The organism is Cohnella lupini, from assembly GCF_003386205.1.
Lineage (GTDB): Bacteria > Bacillota > Bacilli > Paenibacillales > Paenibacillaceae > Cohnella > Cohnella lupini.
This window is the reverse complement of sequence record NZ_QRDY01000003.1, coordinates 385,077-404,327: the sequence shown is the minus strand read 5'-3', so window position 1 is coordinate 404,327 and position 19,251 is coordinate 385,077. Positions and strand designations below refer to the sequence as shown.

Sequence of the window (19,251 nt, the reverse complement as noted above, 5' to 3'; positions counted from 1 at the left end):
TCCGATCATCCCATTCCCAAAAACTTCTTTACTTTGCGAAACATGCCGGACTTTTCTTCCAACTGCGACAAGGGAACCGTCTCCCCAAGTATGCGTCTTGCGATGTTACGGTAAGCGATAGCGGCTTTGGAATTTACGTTCATGACCGTCGGTTCGCCCGAATTGGCCGCTTTGATGACGTATTCGTCGTCCGGAACGATTCCGATCAAGTCTATCGCGAGCACTTGGCAAATATCTTCGATCTCCAGCATATCCCCGTTTTTCATCATGTTGGGACGAATGCGATTAATAATCAGCTTCGGCGACGGAAAATGACTCTTCTCGAGCAATCCGATCACGCGATCCGCATCGCGGACGGCCGCGTTCTCGGGCGTCGTGACGACGATCGCTTGGGTCGCGCCCGCGATAGCGTTGCGGAACCCTTGCTCGATGCCGGCAGGACAATCGATGATGATATAATCGAAGTCCGGCTTCAGGCTCTCGATAATCTGACGGACCTGATCCGGCGTAATATCGTTCTTATCCTTCGTCTGCGCGGCGGGAAGCATATAGAGCTCGTCGAACCGTTTATCCTTGATAAGAGCTTGGTTTACTCTGCAACGGCCTTCGGCTACGTCTATAAGATCGTAAATAATCCGGTTCTCTAGTCCCATTACGACATCGAGATTACGCAAACCGATATCGGTATCTACCATACATACCTTTTTCCCCATAATCGCCAAAGCCGTGCCTAAATTGGCCGACGTCGTCGTTTTGCCGACTCCGCCTTTACCTGAGGTGACAACGATCGCTTCTCCCATGACTCTCTACACTCCTTTGAACTGCATGACTTCCTTGCGCTGACGGTTAAGACTCGTCATTTTATCGATCGCCATCGTTCCGTCCCGAAGGAATGCGTACTCCATCCACGGTTCCGCGGACGTCCATTCATCCGGCGGTCTGCTGATAATATCCGCTATTCGCAGTTGGGTCGGTTTCATCAAAGAAGCCGCGATAATAGCATCCACGTTGCCTTCGGTTCCCGCATGAACGGCACCCCTAAGCGCTCCTAAAATAAATACGTCTCCGCTGCATTTGATCGTACCTCCGGGATTTACGTCTCCTAACAGCAACAAGTGTCCGCTATACTCTACCGTCTGCCCCGATCTGATAATGCCGGTCATCGTATGTAAGCTAGGCGCGAGCTTGACATTGGGATCTATTGCCGGAGGATCGCTTTCGATGGATTGGATAAGTAAATTTCCTTGCCTGCGAAGAATGGACCTGATCCGTTCCTTGTCCTCTTCTTCCACTTGCCTCGAGCCAAGCTTAATGAATATATGAACGATCGGACCGGTGAACTGCTGTTCGTGCTTGTCCAATTTCGTATTCAGCTCGTCCAATAAGGTTACGAATTCGCACTGATCATCTAATAGAAATACGAGTCCTTCTTTAATCCCTTTAATCGTTACGTACGATTTGCCGGCCACTTTGTCCGCTCCTCCCTACGGTAATTGAAATTCGGCTCCATGAAGCCGATTTCCTGCCTGTCAGGCTAAACTCCGCTCATTCGGCGTTTTCCTCTCCGGATGACAGCGAAGACTTAACCAGGAAGCGGCGAACTGGAACGTACATAAGGAGCGCGATGAAAAGCTGCAGCAAAGCGGTCGGGGCGACCTGCCAATAAAACACGAAGGCGTACTCGAGATCCGTGATTCGAAACAGCTTGTAAATAAAATAAACGACGGAATCGAGAAACAACCCGCTAACGATCGCTACCCAAACGAAAAACCCTATCGTGAAGCTTTTACGTTCCGCGGCCAGTCCCGCCAAATAACCGATCAAACCCATTCCGAATCCGTAAGGTCCTATCAGATGACCATACGACAACAAATCCTGAAGTAAACCGAAACCGAGGCCGAATAGGAAAGCGGCATGGCGACCTGAAAATCCGGCTACAAACAAGGTCATGATAAAGCATAAATGCGGAAGAAGTCGATCGCTCCAACCGGGAGGAATAATCCACGGGACGACGGAATTCTCTATGATCAGCAATACTAGCCCGCAGAGGATTACCCAGTTCATTCGCATGTTCACTGTTCCTCCGCTCCGGGAACGACGACGACGAACACTTCTCTCAAGTGGTCGAATTGGGCCGCGGGTTGGATAATGGCCGTATACGTTAAACCGAAGTCGCCGACTTGGCTGCTCTTGACGGTTCCTACGATAATGCCTTGGGGAAACAAGCTTCCGATCCCGGAAGTAATGACCTTATCCCCGTCGGCCGGTTTGTCGCTCTCGTCGATCTTGGTCATCTGCAGCACGCCGGCTTCATCGTCGTATTCTATGATTCCGAAAGATTCGGGCTTGCCTAAGAAAGTAGCGGATACCGGAGTCCCTCGGGAAGAGCTAGGATCAAGATCCGTTATTAAAGTTACCGTCGAAGTAAAAGTTTTCACCTTGCTTACCAAGCCTACCAAACCGTCTACCGTTCTGACGGCCATATCCGGCTTCAACCCGTCCCTGGAGCCGAGATTAATAGTAATCGTTTTCTCGTACGGATTGGAGGTGCTGCCAACGACCTGAGCGATTAAGTAGCGATAGTTGTCCATGTTTTTCTGTTGCTTAGTAAAATTCAGATCTTCCTTCAGCCTTTTGTTCTCGGCTTCGAGCCTATTAAACTTAATCTGATCCTGCGTGTACTGGGCCACGGTTTGACGTAGCTGTTCATTCTCCTTGTACACGTCGGAAAGCCGGCCGAGGTCGCGGACGAAATCCGCGACCGCTCCGACCGGCCGGTACAAGACTCCTTGGACAGTCCCGAAAGCATCGTTAATGAATTTCTCCGGCCAGGTCAGGCGATTCCGGCCTAATGTAAATCCCATGAGGGCTATGAATAAAATCAGCCCGATCATGAGGATGAACAACCTCTTATTGCGCATCAATCGAATCTTGCCCACCCGCTTTCCCGAATCGTCAAGAGCTTAGCGTCCTGATCGGGAAGCTCCGCCTTTGGACTTGAAGAGATGTATGTTCTCGAGCGCCCTTCCCGTTCCGATCGCGACGCAATCGAGCGGATTTTCGGCCACGAGGACGGGCATTCCCGTTTCGCGGGTAAGCATTTTGTCCAGATTGCGAAGCAAAGCCCCGCCGCCCGTCAGCACGATGCCGCGATCCATGATGTCCGAGGACAACTCGGGGGGACACTTCTCCAATGTCACCTTCACCGCGTCGATAATCGAATTCACCGTGTCGGAAAGCGCTTCGGTAATTTCGTCGGAGGTAATGGCAAGCGTTTTCGGCAAGCCCGAAACCAAATCCCTGCCGCGAATTTCGATCGATTCCACTTTATCCAGCGGCATCGCCGAACCGATTTCCATTTTCAATTGCTCCGAAGTTCTTTCTCCGATCATCAGATTATACAGACGTTTAATATAAGCGATGATCGCGTCGTCCATCTCGTCTCCGGCAATCCGAATCGACTTGCTCGTCACGATGCCTCCCAGAGAGATGACCGCGACTTCCGTCGTGCCTCCGCCGATATCGACAACCATGCTGCCGGTCGGTTCCCATACGGGCAAGTCGGCTCCGATAGCAGCCGCGAAAGGCTCCTCGATAATATAAGCTTCCCGTGCTCCGGCTTGTTTCGTCGCGTCTTCCACCGCTCGCTTCTCGACGGCGGTAATTCCGGACGGCACACAGACCATGACGTTCGGATGGCGCGGAAACAAAGTTCTCGGTTTCTGTGCCCGGCGGATGAAATACTTGATCATCGTTGCCGTCGTTTCGAAATCCGCGATAACCCCGTCCTTCATCGGACGAATGGCTACGATATTGCCCGGCGTGCGTCCGATCATTTTCTTGGCGTCAGAGCCTACGGCTTCGATTTTTTTTGTATCGGTACGAAGGGCGACCACGGATGGCTCCCTCACGACGATTCCTCTTCCTTTGACATAAACCAACGTGTTAGCCGTTCCTAGATCGATCCCTAAATCCCTTGTAAATCCTCCTACCATGCTACTACCTCCTGCTTTGACCGCGACCGATATCTTCACGCCATGGCGGCGCAAGCAGTCGTCGGGACAATCCTTCTTATTATATTACAAGCAACCCATCTCCTTCAAACTGATAAAGCGACTGTCACCAATTACCAAATGATCCAATAACTCTATTCCGATCAATTGTCCGGCTTCTCCCAATCGTTTGGTCAGCTGAATGTCTTCCGGGCTCGGGGTCGGATCGCCGCTGGGATGATTGTGCGCGCAGACGATCGACGCGCTGCTTCTTCTTATCGCAGCTTTGAACACTTCCCTTGGGTGCACGATGGAAGCGTTTAAGCTTCCTATAGATAACGTCTGACGACCGATCACATGATTTTTGGTATTCAGAAACAAACATACGAAATGCTCTTCTTTGTGGTGCCGAAGCTCCTCCATCAGAAGATCCGCCGCGTCCTGCGGACAGGTTATTTTGACCGTTTCCGGTAGCTTTGATCTCGCTATCCTCCGTCCAAGCTCGATAGACGCTTGCAGCTGAAGCGCCTTCGCCGGTCCGATTCCGTGAATAAGCGTCAATTCCTCCCACTTGGCTTCGGCCAACCGGCGCAAGCCGCCGCATTCGTTAAGGATGCGTTGGGCGAGGTGAATCGCGGATTCTTGCGGCGTTCCCGTGCGAAGCAGAATAGCCAGTAGTTCCGCGTGGCTTAGCGCCTCCGCTCCGTGCCGTTGCATTCGTTCGCGCGGTCGTTCGTCAGAAGGAATCTCGCGTATGCGAAAGGATCTTTGCTCCACTGCGTTATACCTGCCTTAGTAAGCCGCGTCGGCCGCGGAAGTGGCTTGGTCGTTCAAGGAACCGTGACGTCGAATTGCTCCAATTGTAAGGCAAGCAGCGATACGGGCAATCCTACGACATTGAAATAGCAGCCTTCGATCGACTCGACCAGCAAGGCTCCGATTTCCTGTATACCGTAAGCGCCGGCCTTGTCCATAGGTTCTCCGGTAGCCACGTATCGCGATATTTGCCCTTCCGTTAAAGCTCTCATTTTCACCTTAGTCACCCTATGCGCAGTGACCGTCTTCGAATCGGATACCCGAATGCAGGATACTCCCGTATATACCTCGTGAACGTTGCCCGATAGCCGATGCAGCATATCCTTGGCATCTTGTTCGTCTCTAGGTTTTCCCATCACCTCGCCGTTCAACACGACGATCGTGTCGCTTCCTACGACAATCGACGAATCTCCGTTTCCGCTCATCATCTCGTTCTTAACCGCCGAAGCCTTTCTCAACGCAAGTCCTTCGACGATTTGATCGGGCGTCCAGTCCTCCGGCGTATGTTCGTCGGCATTACTGGGCACGATCCGTACCGGCAGGCCAAGCAGGGAAATAAGTTCCCGTCTGCGGGGCGACGACGAAGCGAGAACGAGAGTCGGGTTATTCGAAATAGCAGAAGACATCTTGCCGAACTTCCTTTCGGGTTACATTTTACGATAAAGCCATATCGCGACGATTGCGCCGACAATGCTCAGCAAGGTAAAGTTGACATCTAAATTCAAACTGTACTTGATAACCGACAAATCCGCCGCCGGTGACCAATTGACTTCGATCGCCCGTGTTAAAAAGGTGAGACCAGGAACCTCTTGAAGCCATTCGGCAACCAAAGCGCCGGCAAGCAAGCCCAAAAATACGAACAAGAGGAATATCCATGCATTTTTCTTCATAATTCCCCGTCTCCCACCATTTTTTGACACTGTTCTTCCATTATACTTTTCCCGGACAAGTCACACAACGTATAAAACAAAGACAGCCCCTAGGAAGCAGGCTGTCACGTTCAAAAGTCCCTATACTCTTCTATTCGTTACCCGACTACCGAAGGCTGAATGGCCGTTCTCAATTCTTGATCGGATATTAAAGCTTTCATGACCGCCGATTGAACGTTCCAAAGGTGGAAGCGCGACGGTTCTTGATTAAATTCCGTCATCGAGCCTAATGCCGAGTTCAAGGCCAGTACCAATGCTCTTGCATCCTCGGCCGCGCTGCCGCCCATCTGATCGATGGAAGCCTGCGCGCCTTGCCATAATCTTTGAGCTTCCTGTAACGCGGCCTGATCCGTTGCTTCCAGCGCCTGCGGTTGCTTCTCGAGTAACCCGTTACCGGAATACTGCGCCAGCTTCCTCATCAAACTACCGCTTGCATTCATGAACTCGGCCCCGCCCGCGCTTAGCATATCCGATGAAACCGTGATCGGCTCGCCGCCAAGCGGTTTGATATAAATCTCCGTATCCCGTATCTGGGTGGCAAGCAGCTCCGCTTCGTCGCGGGACCTGGCCATTCCCACGTAAACGCGATAACCGTCCTTGATCTCCGATGCGGACGCGTATCCTTTATCCCGCAGCTGTCCGACCGCCGTTTCCATGCTATCCTCGTTCTGAAACACTCCGTATTGAAGCATGTAATAGATATCTCCGTCGATTTGTACGCTCGCCGAAGCGTTCTCTCCCGAGACTTCTCCTTTAACCGGATTCGTAGATTCGGTCGATCCCGATACGCCGGTCGTAGAAGGCTCCTTAACCGTAGGCGCGAGATTAGGTTCGGATGAAGCTTGAATAGACGGAGAATTAACCTCGTTCGGTTTACCCGGAAATAACGGTTCGCCCGTAAACAAGCTTAAGACGATATAACCGAAGAGCGCTCCCGTACCGACCGCTGCCGCTACCGAGAGAAATACCCTGCCCCATGAAGGGCCGTTCTCCTCCCTCGAATGCATCGCGCGATTATACCATCCGTTCCCCCCCGCACTCTCTGCTTCTTCTTCGTCTTCCGGCAATACGACGCTCCAACGCCCCTCGTCCGGTTCATCGTAAGAAGGACCGGACGGTACCGAACGATCCCGATTCGTTACGGGAACCGACGGTATCGGCAACGATGGTACGGACGTTACCCGTATCGAGGGTACGGACGGCATATTCCAGTTGACGGTTTCCGTCTTGCGTATGATTTCTTCTAATGCGTGTATATCGTCTTGATACGGACTATTCAAAGTCGTGAACTCGGTTTCGATCGCCTCATCGTATGGATCGTCGAGCTTCTCCTTAGAAACTATGGCATGACCGAACGGCGTCGTCGGTAACTTCGGCTTGGCGGGCTGCTCGATTCGAATGGTCATCCTTGCTTTTGGTTGCATGCTGCGTCTCCCCTTGTCCCTCAATCTAGTAATTAGATTATGAGAGGCGAGAGAGAAATATGAATATAGAATCGAAACAGCCTTCGGCATATTTCACCGAAGGCTGTGGATGGATATTGCTATTTTTCGTTATGGCCGTTCCCGAAGGATGCGAGAAAGCTCGACGGCGGTTTTCCAGATGTCGCCCGCCCCCATCGTTAATACGAGGTCTCCGGGAGCAACGCGCTCCGCCAGCAGTTCCCTTACCTCTTCCTTGGTCGGGACGTACGTGACGTTGGAGTTGCTGTTCTGGGAAATCAGCTCGACTAGTTTGCGCGAATTGACTCCTTCGATTCTTTGCTCCCCGGCCGGTGAATAGATGTCGGTGATGATGACTTCATCCGCGTCCGCGAATGCCCGGCTGAACGCGTCCAACAAGAAAAACGTTCTCGTATAGCGCTGGGGCTGGAATACGGCGATAATCCTTTTGCCGGTCGCTTTCGCGGCTTGGATCGTAGCTTGGATTTCCGTAGGGTGATGGGCATAATCGTCGATAACCAGCATGTCCTTCACTTCGCCAAGAACCTGAAACCGTCGTTTGGCACCGCGAAATTCGCGAATGGCCTCGGCTATCGATTCGAAAGGAGCGCCCGCTTCGAGGCAGACGATAACCGTCGCGAGCGCGTTATACACGTTATGTTTTCCCGGCACGGACAAAGTCACTTTGCCGAGTACTTCGGCATGGTGGTTTACGGTAAACGTAGCGCAACGATCCCCTAGCTCTATATCGGTCGCCCGATATTCCGCGTCGCCCGAATCCAAGCCGTAAGTAACGACTCTTCGTCCTTCCACCTGGGGAAGAAGCTGTCGGATGTTTTCGTCGTCTCCGCACACGACGGCACAGCCATCCGGCCGTACGTTGCGAAGAAACGAGACGTAAGCTTCTTTCAGCTTATTGAAATCCCCATCGTAATTTTCCAGATGATCGGCTTCGATGTTCGTAACGACGCCGACCGCGGATTCGTATTGAAGGAACGAGCCATCGCTTTCGTCCGCTTCCGCGACGACGAATTCGCCTTTACCGGCTTTAGCGTTCGTTCCGACGTTTACGATTTCACCGCCGATAATATATGTCGGGTCAAGCCCGCAATTTTCCATGACGAGAGCGATCATGGAGGAGGTCGTCGTCTTGCCGTGCGCTCCAGCGACCGCTATTCCCGTACGGGCATTAAGCAGTCGAGCTAACATCTGCGCCCGATGCAGGACGGGAATGTTTAAGTGTTCCGCTTCCTGGCGTTCGACGTTGTCCCTGGACAGGGCCGTTGAATAAACGACGAGGTCAGCTCCCCGGACATGCTCCGGTTCATGACCGATATAGATTTGCGCTCCATTGGCAGCCAGCTTGTCGGTCAATTCCTGGCGTACCACATCGGAACCGGACACTTGATAACCCATCTCCAGCATGACCCGGGCGATGGCGCTCATCCCATATCCTCCGATACCGATAAAATGCACGTGCTCAGCGGTCCGCAACAACGCTTCACCAGCCTTTTTCAGATTTCGTTCCGTGGAGTAGCCACGAACGGACGTCGGCAATTAAATATAGAGTGCCGGTAATCACGTTTAACGTATTAACGTCTGGCGCGGATTCTGCGGATGCTTCAAGCAGAAGCTCCAGAGCACGCTGCCAATCCGGCTCCACGATAACGTTCCGCGGCCGTCCGAACTCCGAACGCAGTCGATCGACGACGGCGGCCAGGTCGGCGGCATTCATTTTTTTGTGAAAATCGGGTTCCGTGATTACAAGCGTATCCACCATTGGTAGTATATGCCGCAGGGTTTGCTCATGATTCTTATTCGGCATCATTGCCGTCATGACATTTAGTCGATCGAACTTATACACGTCCCGAAGCGCGATGCTTAAAGCTTCCATACCTTCGGGATTGTGCGCTCCGTCCAATAATATCCTCGGATCGCGCGAGACCATCTCCAGTCGTCCGGCCCAAGTCGTGTTCCGCAAGCCCGTCGCCAAATCTTCATCGTCCAAGATTAACGCGTAATATTGGCGCAGGACTTCCAATGTCATGACCGCGGTAGCGGCATTCTTCAATTGGTGAACCCCGTTCATCGTTACCGTTAACGATTGTATAGCACGGAAGGGACCTTGGAAAGTGAACTTTTGCTCATCTTCCGCGATCTCGAGCGGCTGGAACGCATAATCGCCGTCGAGCCGATATAATGTCGCTTGCCGTTCCGAAGCCGTCTCCCGTACGATTCGCAGAGCTTCCGGCTGGCTTACCGCCGTCACGACGGGAACTCCCGCCTTGATGATTCCTGCTTTCTCCCGGGTAATATCCTCGAGCGTCGGACCGAGAACGTCCATGTGATCATGGCCGATGTTCGTGATGACGCTGATAAGCGGGGTGACGATATTCGTCACGTCCAGTCTGCCGCCCAATCCCGTCTCCCATACGACGAAATCCGGATACGCAACGGTTCCGTAGTAAAGCAACGCCAGCGCGGTCGTCACCTCGAACATCGTGGGGGATCCCCATTCGCCCGATGCCATCTCCTCGGCAACCGGCTTCAGACGATTGGCGAGGTTAACCAGTACGTCGTCTTCTATATCATGCCCATTATATTGGAGACGATTGGAATACGAGGTCAAATAAGGGGACGTGAACGTCCCTACGTCATACCCGCACTGTCTTAGCACGCTCGTTAAATAGGCGCAAACCGACCCTTTGCCGTTCGTTCCCGCCACATGAATAAACTTTAATCTCCGTTGCGGATGATTAAACGTCTCCATTAACCGAACGATCCGGTCTAAGCCCGGTCGGATTCCGAAAGAAGTAAGCCCCGTTATCCAAGCCATAGCTTCTTCCGCCGTCCGAAACGGGACCGTCGGGGAGGCGTTGTCATGGTTCATCATGCTTCCCTGCCCCCCGTCATCCCTGAAGCTCCGCGATCCTAGCCAACACTTTATCCCGTTTGTCCTTGTAATCCTGGCCTTTAACGCGTTCCTGCTCGACGACGTTCGCCGGCGCTTTGGCCAAGTATCCTTCGTTGGACAGCTTCTTCTCCACGCGGTCGACTTCGGCATTCAGAGTGTCGACTTCCTTCGTAAGCCGGGCAATCTCCTGAGCGATATCGATTAATCCCGCGAGAGGAAAATAAAGCTCGGCTCCGGTGATGATCGCCGTCATCGCCTTATCGGGGGCGGTCAAAGCACGATCGAGCGTATAGGCCGAAGTATTGCAGAAGCGTTGAACGTAAATTTCGTTCCGCAGGAAGATTCCCTCTTCCGCTTCACCCGTAGGCTTCAGCAGCAACTCGATTTTCTTCCCGGGGGAAACGTTCACTTCCGCGCGAACGTTACGAACGGCGCGAATAGCTTCCATCAAGAGCTCCATTTCCTTAAGCGAGCTAGCGGCTTCGAAATCTCCGCGGTATTCCGGCCAAGAGGCCAGCATAATCGTCTCGCCAGGCTCGTGCGGCAGATGCTGCCAGATTTCCTCCGAAAGATATGGCATGAACGGATGCAGCAGGCGCAGCGTACGATCCAGCACATAGGCCAGAACGGATTGCGTGCTCTTCTTAGCTGCCGGATTGTCTCCGTATAGCGTAAGCTTCGAGAACTCGATGTACCAGTCGCATAGATCATCCCAAATAAAGTTGTATAGCAACCGCCCGGTTTCGCCGAATTCGTAGCTTTCCATGAGACGGGTGATGTCCCGTGCCGTCTCGTTGAACCTGTGAAGAATCCAACGATCCGCCGTCGACAACTCGCCGGCGAGGTCGATATGTTCGTGCTTGAATCCTTCCAAGTTCATTAGAGCGAAACGGGACGCGTTCCATATTTTGTTCGCGAAGTTGCGGGCTTGCTCGACCTTCTCGAATCTGAAGCGCAAATCCTGGCCCGGCGTACTGCTCGTCGATATCATGTATCGCATCGCATCCGCGCCGTATTGCTGGATAACGTCGAGAGGATCCACTCCGTTACCTAGCGATTTGGACATTTTGCGTCCTTCCGCGTCGCGCACGAGCCCATGAATGAGAACGTCCTTGAACGGAATTTGCTCCGTGAACTCTAGCGCGGTGAAGATCATCCTGGCTACCCAGAAATAGATGATATCGTAACCCGTCACGAGTACTCCGGTCGGATAATAATTTTTCAAGTCCGCAGTGTCTTCCGGCCAACCGAGAGTGGAGAACGGCCATAGGGCGGAGCTGAACCAAGTATCCAGGACGTCGTTATCCTGTTTCCACGGAGAGCCTTCTTGGTCCGCACCTTCGGGAGCTTCCAATCCCACGTAAATTTCTCCGGTCGCTTCGTGATGCCATGCCGGAATGCGGTGGCCCCACCATAATTGACGGGAAATGCACCAATCGCGTACGTTCTCTATCCATTGTAAGTATATTTTCTCGAAGCGGTCGGGCACGAAATGAACGCCTTCGCCGGATTTCTGGGATTCGATCGCTTTCGCCGCAAGAGGCTTCATGTCGACGAACCATTGCGTAGACAAATACGGCTCTACCACGGCGCCGGAACGTTCGCTGTGGCCTACTTGATGTACGTGGTCCTCGATTCCGACGCAAATCCCTTGCTCCTGCATATCTTTTACGATCGCTTTGCGGCAATCCGCGCGATCCATGCCTTGGTAAGGTCCCGCATGCTCGTTCATGCGGCCGCCTTCGTCCATGACCGTAATCTGCGGCAGATCGTGCCTTGCGCCGACTTCGAAATCGTTCGGATCGTGGGCGGGCGTAATCTTGACCGCTCCGCTTCCGAAATCCTTCTCGACGTATTCGTCCCCGATGATCGGAATTTCCCTGTTTACGATCGGAAGCATAATCATCTTACCGATGAGGTGCGTATATCGATCATCCTCCGGATGAACGGCTACCGCCGTGTCCCCAAGCATCGTCTCCGGCCTTGTCGTGGCAACGGTAATATATCCGCCGCCGTCTGCCAGCGGATACCGCAGATGATAGAGGTGTCCGTTGACTTCTTTATGTTCAACTTCGATATCCGATAACGCCGTGCGCGCCGCCGGATCCCAGTTAATGATTCTTTTTCCCCGATAGATCAAACCTTTGTCGTAGAGGCGGACGAAAACTTCCCGCACGGCCTTGGACAAGCCCTCGTCCAACGTAAAGCGTTCGCGCGAATAGTCGAGGCTTAAGCCCATCTTGGACCATTGCTCGCGAATCGTCCCCGCGTAGTGATCTTTCCACTCCCATACTTTCTCCAGGAATGCTTCGCGTCCCAGGTCGTACCGGCTCAAGCCCTCTTCGCGGAGCTTCTGCTCTACTTTGGTTTGAGTCGCGATTCCCGCATGGTCCGTTCCCGGAAGCCACAACGCGTCGAAACCTTGCATCCGCTTGAACCGGATGAGGATATCTTGCAAAGTGAAATCAAGGGCATGGCCGATATGCAGCATGCCCGTCACGTTCGGCGGGGGAATGACGATGGTGTACTTAGGCGCGTCGGGACGGCGTCCCGCTTCGAAGTAACCGTTATTCAACCAGAATTCGTACCATTTGCGCTCCGCGCTCGTCGGATCGTAAGTCGTCGGCATTTCCGCGTTCTGCCGTTCTTGGGTTTCGGACATGAGTGACACAACCTCCATAAGACATCATTCTCTGCACCTCTGCCGGGTTTCCCCGCAAAGAGCGTAAAAAACACAAAAACCTCCCGTCGCAAAGGACGAAAGGTAAACTTCCGTGGTACCACCTTCGTTCCGCCGGTTATGTTACTCCGGGCGGCACTCGTCGCAAAATAACGGTTGCTGCCGTCCTGTCCTATGCAATCGCCCCGATGTGGACGATCTTCAGCAGGAAACTCCAGGGCGACTCGCAGCAGCTTGCGTCCGCGGAACCTCTCAGCGCTGACTTGGCAGCGGCTCCGCTCTCTGATGGATAATCTGCATACTCTTCCCTATCCTTGTTATTGTTACTTATTTTACTCTCCACCCGTTAGAGAGTCAATATGCGGTCAAGCCGCGCGAAAAACCCGTCTCCCTCCCGACGAGAGGAGAAACGGGTTCGACTAGGCCGTCATGGAATGTAGAGCACTTGACCTTCCGATAAATAAGGCTCGTGCAAGCGGTTATACAGCTGCAGTTCCCTTGGCTGAACGTTGTAGCGACTAGCAATCGAGTCGAGCGTCTCTTCCCTTTGGACGATGCACATCCTCACTTTGCGGAAGGAATGCGTCTGCGCGCCGTTGTTCAAGAACAACCGCGTCCATTCGAGCTCGTCGCCGCTGCTCTGCGCGGGATTGTTCGCTAGCTGCGCCTTCTCTTCGGCTTGTGCCGCCTCCAAGATGCGAAGCTCAGCTTCGCGTTTGGCGCCCTTCTCACCCAACTGGGACAGTAGCCCGACCCCGGTTTGTTGCTGTTGCACGGCGGGATCCAGCGTTCTGCCTCCTAGAGCGACCCGAAGATCCGGTTTTTCCTCCACCGCAGGTTCGTTAGAGACCTGGAGCTCCGGTTCCGGAGTCGGGTATAGGTACGGGTAAGGCTCGGCCGTCCTTTCTAGTTCGGCAATCCTTTCCTTCGACACGTCCCCCCAGGCGGAGGCGTCGAATTGCGCTTTGTCCACGGGCGGATCGTCGGCTAAGGCCTCGTCTCTTCTGGCTTCCTCCAAATTCTGGAACATCGACAGCCAACTGCTTTCTTTGGTCGTCTCGTTCGTTAGGGCATCCGTCTCGGATTGCAAGCCCCATACGTCTTCCCTGTCCTGTTCGATCAGATCCTCGTCCGCATCCGTCGAATAGAGATTTTCCGATAGCGACGCCTTGTTGCCCGAATCGAATTCGTTACGGTCGGGCGCCGAGAATCGCGCGGAATCCTCATCCGACTCCGGTTGCGCTTGGTGAACGACGGTGAAACTATCGTCGCGCCATATCGGACTCTGAGTAGACTGTACCTGAAGCCCGCGCAAGGCGAGCACGCCCGTCACGTTTAAGGAACGCGACGTAAGCAGGTCCACGTCGAAGTTGTCGATCTCGACGGCGAGCTCTTCCACGCTTTGGATCCGGTTTAGCGGCAGAGAGATTTCGACCGGAATCCAGTGTTCCAGCTGAGATACTCCGGAGGAATCCTTAGCCCGATAGATCCCCGACAGTAACAAGTGACCTCTCAATAGAACCTGATCGTCCTGAGGTAGCGCCTGCATGTGGGGCACCAACTCGATTTCTTCCAACTCTTCGATTGCGGCTACATCGTCAGGGAGATGCACACGTTCGTAAATATCGAATCGCAACCCGTTCAACTGGTCCGTCACGACGAAGTCCTCCTTTCGGCATAAGCACCCGATGGCATGGATCGGGGCCGTTACAATTCACTAATTATCTATATGCCGCCGAAAGGCGGGCATGACTGAAAATGCAAACAACCCCCCTCGGCTTTTTTGCCATGAAGGAGGACAAAGAAAAACTCCGGCGGGGAAGTTCCCGCCGGAGCATAGGTTTTTACAGTTTCAGCATTGCCGCTCTGTGTGCTTCGATCGTCTCGTCGATGTCGTCAACGCTGTGGGCGATCGAAACGAACCAGCCTTCGAAAGGCGACGGAGCAATGTTCACGCCGTTGTCCAGCAGCCTGCGGAAAACCGTGCGGAAGCGTTCCGTGTTCGCCGTCTTGGCCAAATCGTAATTGATGACATGTTTATCCGTAAAGAAGGGGCAAACCATGGAACCCACGCGATTGATCGTCATCGGAATACCCGTCTCCGCCGCGTTGCGCTCGAGTCCCGCATGCAGACGGACCGACAACCGCTCCAACAACCGGTAAGATTCCTCCGTCATCAGTTTGAGAGTCGTGTAACCCGCAGCCATCGCCAATGGATTACCCGACAAAGTGCCGGCTTGGTAAATCGGGCCGACCGGGGCCATCTTGTCCATGATTTCCCGTCTTCCGCCGTATGCGCCTACCGGCAAGCCCCCGCCGATGACTTTGCCCAAGCACGTCAAATCGGGCGTAATGCCATAGAGTCCTTGAGCGCAATTCAAGTGGACCCGGAATCCCGTCATGACCTCGTCGAAGATGAGCAAGCTTCCGTAATTTGAAGTCACCTCGCGCAAGCCGGCCAAGAATCCCGGCAATGGCGGTACGACGCCCATGTTACCCGCTATCGGTTCAACGATAATAGCCGCGATTTCTTCGCCGTAGCGTTCGAAAGCAAGCTTAACCGATTCTAAGTCGTTGTAAGGGACCGTCAGCGTATGCGCCGCCACGCTCTTGGGCACTCCCGGGCTATCCGGCAAACCTAGCGTAGCGACTCCGGAGCCCGCTTTAATTAGCAAGCTGTCCGCATGTCCGTGATACGAGCCTTCGAATTTCAGGATTTTGCTCCGATTCGTGAATCCTCGAGCTAACCTTAGCGCGCTCATCGTAGCTTCCGTACCCGAGTTGACCATTCTTACGACTTCTACGGAAGGCACGCGTTCGCATACGAGCTCCGCCATCAACGTCTCCAACTCCGTCGGAGCCCCGAAGCTCGTTCCTTTTTCCGCCGTCCGTTTAATGGCTTCGACCACTTCCGGATGGGCGTGTCCCGCGATTAAAGGCCCCCACGAAAGCACGTAATCGATGTATGTTTGCCCATCGATATCCGTGATGCGGCTCCCCTCCCCGCGCTCTATGACGAGCGGAGTCTGATTCACGGACTTGAATGCCCGCACGGGACTGTTGACGCCTCCCGGTATGACGCGTTTCGCGCGTTCGAAAGCCTCTTTGGAGCGGGTATCTATGCGCGTTCGATGTTTTTTGCTCATATTCGACACATCCTACTATCTGAATTGGAAAAGGCTGTGGTAAACTTGTTCATATCGTAACTTAGCGGAGCGGGAGAGATTAACATGATCGAATGGCTGAAAAAGGTTTCTCTTTTTGACAACTTAAACGACGCTCAACTGGAACATATTCTTAGAATTTCCCACAGGCGGACAATCCCCGCCGGAACGATTCTCTTTCACGAGAAAGAGATGGGTTTAACCTTCTACGTCGTCCTTGCAGGTTCACTTAAGCTGTTCACGAAGAGTAATTCGGGAGAAGAAAAGGTGCTTTCATTAGTCAATGGCGGCGAAAGCTTCGGCGAGCTGTCCTTGCTGGACGGTCGACCTCGTTCCGCTTCGGCGCAAACCTTGGAGCCCACGACCGTATTGGAGCTTAGCTCGGAGCAATTCATGGAATTGATGGAAACCCACTTCGATATCACGAGGGGCATATTATCCGAATTATGCCGCCGACTGCGCACGACCAACGAGCACGTGAATGATTTGACCTTCCTCGACGGAAGAACCCGCGTGCTCAAAAATCTGATTTCGCTCGCGAACAAGAGCGGCAAACGCGACGGCAATATCATTTCCATTCACATGTCGCTGAACTACGACGAGCTTGCCCAGATGGCCGGCGTAACCAAAGCCATCCTGTCCGAAGTCATTAGGGAGCTGGAGACGCGCGGCGTCTTGCAGTTCGGCATCAACGAATACAAGCTGAATTTACTAAAACTTCGCGGTTAAACGACGGATTGCTCCGGCATCTATCCTTCCTTTCGCTTTAATTCCCCTTCAACCAACGCGCGGCATCTTTGGCGTGATAAGTGATGATTAAATCCGCACCCGCGCGTTTCATTCCGGTTAACGTCTCCAGCACGACCGCCTTCTCGTCTATCCATCCCTGCAAAGCCGCGGCCTTCACCATCGAATACTCCGCGCTTACGTTATAGATAACGATAGGCAAGGAGTACCGATCCCTAAGCATTCTTACGATGTCCAAGTACGCGAGGCCCGGCTTCACCATGAGGAAATCGGCACCTTCGTCCACGTCGGATTGGGCCTCCCTTAAAGCTTCCCGCGCGTTGGCAGGATCCATCTGGTACGTTTTGCGATCTCCGAATTGCGGAGTGGAATGCACCGCTTCCCGGAAAGGACCGTAATACGCGGACGAGTATTTGACAGCGTACGACATAATCGGCGTGTTGGTAAAACCCGCCTCGTCCAGCCCTTGGCGAATCGCGGCTACGAAACCGTCCATCATATTGGAAGGAGCGATAATGTCCGCGCCGGCTTTAGCCTGCGCGACCGCCGCTTTCGCAAGCAACGCGAGAGACTCGTCGTTGTCGATTTCCGCTCCGCAATCGGTCGTATGGACAACCCCGCAATGACCGTGATCGGTGAATTGGCACAAGCAAGTATCCGCTATGACCACTAGCCCCGGGTACAGAGCTTTTATTTTACGGATAGCCCTCTGCACGATTCCATCTTCATCGAACGCGGACGTTCCGGTAGCGTCTTTGTGATCGGGAACTCCGAATATAAGCACGGCCTGTATACCTACCCCCACGATTTCCGCGAGTTCTTCTTCCAACGTATCCAAAGACCAATGATAGACGCCCGGCATCGAAGTAATTTCGTCCTTCACGGCCGTCCCCTCCGTTACGAAGATTGGCGCGATCAGATCGTTCGTTCCAACGCTTGTTTCTCTTACAAGACTACGCAAGGCATCCGTGCTTCTTAATCTGCGATGTCTAACCAAAGGATAAGCCATGTCCGTCAATCTCCTTTCGTAACGCGCCGTCTCTCGACCAACGCATCCACTAAACCTTCTATCGTGTATTTCTCGGGAATAATCGTGACTTGCAAGCCGTTCTCTTCCGCCGTCTTCGCCGTAACGGGTCCGATGCAAGCGATCTCGACGCCTCGCAACGCTTCCGCCGGCTCCTTCAAGCCTAGTTGGCGCAAAGCCTCCAGCAAATTGATTACCGTCGAGGAGCTCGTGAACGTAATGACGTGAATCTCGCCGCCGGCTATCATTTCCGGTAACCACAAATCCCGCGGTGCCGCCAAGCAAGTCTCGTACACGTCGATCTCCACCGTACGAACCTCTCGCTCCTTAAGTTCCTTCGGCAAAGTTTCCCTCGCCAAATCCCCTCGCGGCAGCAATGCAAGCTGCCCGGGCACGATCAGGCCGTCCAAGCTTTCCAGTAAGCTTTCCGCGCGGAAGCTTTCCGGCAGCAGATCGGCTCGAATACCTCGCGAAGCAAGCGCCTCGGCCGTCATAGGCCCGACGGCGGCGAATTTGGCCCGGTGAAACCTGCGGATATCAATGCCGCAACGATCCAACCAACCGAAGAAAAACTCTACTCCGTTTACGCTAGTCAGCATGACCCAATCGTAGTCGTCCGCTTGACCCAATGCCCGCTCGATCGCTTGAACCGCTTCCGACGATGTCGGCCATTTGGTCTCGATAACGGGAAACTCGTACGTTTCGCCTCCCAGGTCGTCGATCTTGGCCAGCAATTCGCTCGCTTGCGATCGGGCCCGGGTAACGAGTATCCGTTGACCGAACAAAGGCTTCTTCTCTATCCAAGACAGCGTCTCGCGCTGGCGAACGACATCGCCGACGACAATAACGGCCGGAGGTTTCAGGTTGGCCGCCTTGACCTTCTCGTCGATATCGCCGAGAGTGCCCACGACCGTCCTTTGCTCCGCCCTTGTCCCCCATTGCACGAGGGCGACGGGCGTATCGACCGATCTGCCGTGCTTGATCAATTGTTCGCTAATATAGCCGATCTTGGCGACGCCCATCAAGAAAACAAGCGTGCCCGTGGCGTTCGTTACTTTATCCCAATAGATCGAATGATCGAGTTTGTCGGGGCTCTCATGGCCCGTTATAACGGAAAAGGAGGAAGCCATATCGCGATGGGTCACGGGAATGCCCGCGTAAGCAGGTACCGCGATCGCGGATGTAATGCCGGGTATGATCTCATATAAGATGCCGTTCTTCTGCAGTAAATCCGCTTCTTCGCCAACGCGCCCGAAGACGGTCGGGTCGCCGCCTTTTAACCGAATAACGGTTTTTCCCTGTAGCGCCAGATCAACGAGTAACTGATTAATGTCCTCTTGCTTCATCGTATGACGGTCCGGAAGCTTCCCTACGTAGATACGTTCGGCGTCGGGTCTGGCATGGTTCAGCAATTGGGGACCAGCAAGCCGGTCGAACACGATAACGTCGGAGCGCTTCAAAGCCTCCAACCCGCGAACGGTGATCAGCTTGGGATCGCCCGGACCCGCGCCGACCAGGTAAACTATTCCTTTGACCATTC

At 53.6% G+C, this 19,251-nt stretch carries 17 protein-coding genes; 1 reads left to right on the top strand and 16 read right to left on the bottom strand.

The annotated features are described in order from the left end of the window. Positions 1–5: 5 nt before the first annotated feature. The 14 genes from minD to hemL form a co-directional block, all read right to left on the bottom strand. The gene (gene minD / locus DFP95_RS08745) at positions 6–800 is read right to left on the bottom strand and encodes a septum site-determining protein MinD (protein WP_115992202.1); all 795 of its coding nucleotides are present in this window, start codon (positions 798–800) and stop codon (positions 6–8) included. Between the two features lie 6 nt (positions 801–806). Continuing rightward, positions 807–1,469, bottom strand: coding sequence for a septum site-determining protein MinC (locus DFP95_RS08740; RefSeq protein ID WP_115992201.1), 663 nt, complete (start codon positions 1,467–1,469; stop codon positions 807–809). 76 nt (positions 1,470–1,545) lie between these two features. Continuing rightward, entirely contained in the window at positions 1,546–2,070 is a 525-nt protein-coding gene (gene mreD, locus DFP95_RS08735) for a rod shape-determining protein MreD (protein WP_115992200.1), read from the bottom strand. Between the two features lie 2 nt (positions 2,071–2,072). Next, positions 2,073–2,921 carry a rod shape-determining protein MreC gene (gene mreC, locus DFP95_RS08730; protein ID WP_181907330.1) on the bottom strand — a complete coding sequence of 283 codons (849 nt, stop codon included), beginning with the start codon at positions 2,919–2,921 and terminating at the stop codon, positions 2,073–2,075. Positions 2,922–2,963: 42 nt separating this feature from the next. Next, on the bottom strand, positions 2,964–3,995 hold the full coding sequence (locus DFP95_RS08725) for a rod shape-determining protein (RefSeq protein ID WP_115992199.1): 1,032 nt from the start codon (positions 3,993–3,995) through the stop codon (positions 2,964–2,966). An 84-nt stretch (positions 3,996–4,079) separates the two neighbouring features. Then, positions 4,080–4,769, bottom strand: coding sequence for a RadC family protein (gene radC / locus DFP95_RS08720; RefSeq protein ID WP_281273404.1), 690 nt, complete (start codon positions 4,767–4,769; stop codon positions 4,080–4,082). A 53-nt stretch (positions 4,770–4,822) separates the two neighbouring features. After that, positions 4,823–5,434, bottom strand: a complete 612-nt coding sequence (locus DFP95_RS08715) for a Maf family protein (RefSeq protein ID WP_115992198.1) — start codon at positions 5,432–5,434, stop codon at positions 4,823–4,825. Between the two features lie 21 nt (positions 5,435–5,455). Further along, positions 5,456–5,698 carry a DUF4321 domain-containing protein gene (locus DFP95_RS08710; RefSeq protein WP_115992197.1) on the bottom strand — a complete coding sequence of 81 codons (243 nt, stop codon included), beginning with the start codon at positions 5,696–5,698 and terminating at the stop codon, positions 5,456–5,458. Positions 5,699–5,835: 137 nt separating this feature from the next. After that, entirely contained in the window at positions 5,836–7,161 is a 1,326-nt protein-coding gene (locus DFP95_RS08705) for an SPOR domain-containing protein (RefSeq protein ID WP_181907325.1), read from the bottom strand. A gap of 129 nt (positions 7,162–7,290) precedes the next feature. Next, positions 7,291–8,673 carry a UDP-N-acetylmuramate--L-alanine ligase gene (murC, locus tag DFP95_RS08700; protein WP_181907324.1) on the bottom strand — a complete coding sequence of 461 codons (1,383 nt, stop codon included), beginning with the start codon at positions 8,671–8,673 and terminating at the stop codon, positions 7,291–7,293. Positions 8,674–8,680: 7 nt separating this feature from the next. Next, positions 8,681–10,069, bottom strand: a complete 1,389-nt coding sequence (locus DFP95_RS08695; protein WP_425453261.1) for a bifunctional folylpolyglutamate synthase/dihydrofolate synthase — start codon at positions 10,067–10,069, stop codon at positions 8,681–8,683. A gap of 19 nt (positions 10,070–10,088) precedes the next feature. After that, positions 10,089–12,755, bottom strand: coding sequence for a valine--tRNA ligase (locus DFP95_RS08690; protein ID WP_115992193.1), 2,667 nt, complete (start codon positions 12,753–12,755; stop codon positions 10,089–10,091). Positions 12,756–13,200: 445 nt separating this feature from the next. Further along, positions 13,201–14,430: a LysM peptidoglycan-binding domain-containing protein gene (locus tag DFP95_RS08685; RefSeq protein ID WP_115992192.1), complete on the bottom strand. Its 1,230-nt coding sequence runs from the start codon at positions 14,428–14,430 to the stop codon at positions 13,201–13,203. Between the two features lie 187 nt (positions 14,431–14,617). Continuing rightward, entirely contained in the window at positions 14,618–15,919 is a 1,302-nt protein-coding gene (gene hemL / locus DFP95_RS08680) for a glutamate-1-semialdehyde 2,1-aminomutase (protein ID WP_115992191.1), read from the bottom strand. 84 nt (positions 15,920–16,003) lie between these two features. Between hemL and DFP95_RS08675 the strand changes: the two genes are divergently transcribed. Continuing rightward, positions 16,004–16,666 carry a Crp/Fnr family transcriptional regulator gene (locus DFP95_RS08675; protein WP_115992190.1) on the top strand — a complete coding sequence of 221 codons (663 nt, stop codon included), beginning with the start codon at positions 16,004–16,006 and terminating at the stop codon, positions 16,664–16,666. Positions 16,667–16,703: 37 nt separating this feature from the next. On the opposite strand, the gene hemB is transcribed toward DFP95_RS08675, so the two are convergent. Then, positions 16,704–17,693 carry a porphobilinogen synthase gene (hemB, locus tag DFP95_RS08670; protein ID WP_115992189.1) on the bottom strand — a complete coding sequence of 330 codons (990 nt, stop codon included), beginning with the start codon at positions 17,691–17,693 and terminating at the stop codon, positions 16,704–16,706. Positions 17,694–17,698: 5 nt separating this feature from the next. Then, on the bottom strand, positions 17,699–19,249 hold the full coding sequence (cobA, locus tag DFP95_RS08665; RefSeq protein WP_115992188.1) for a uroporphyrinogen-III C-methyltransferase: 1,551 nt from the start codon (positions 19,247–19,249) through the stop codon (positions 17,699–17,701). Positions 19,250–19,251 lie beyond the last annotated feature (2 nt).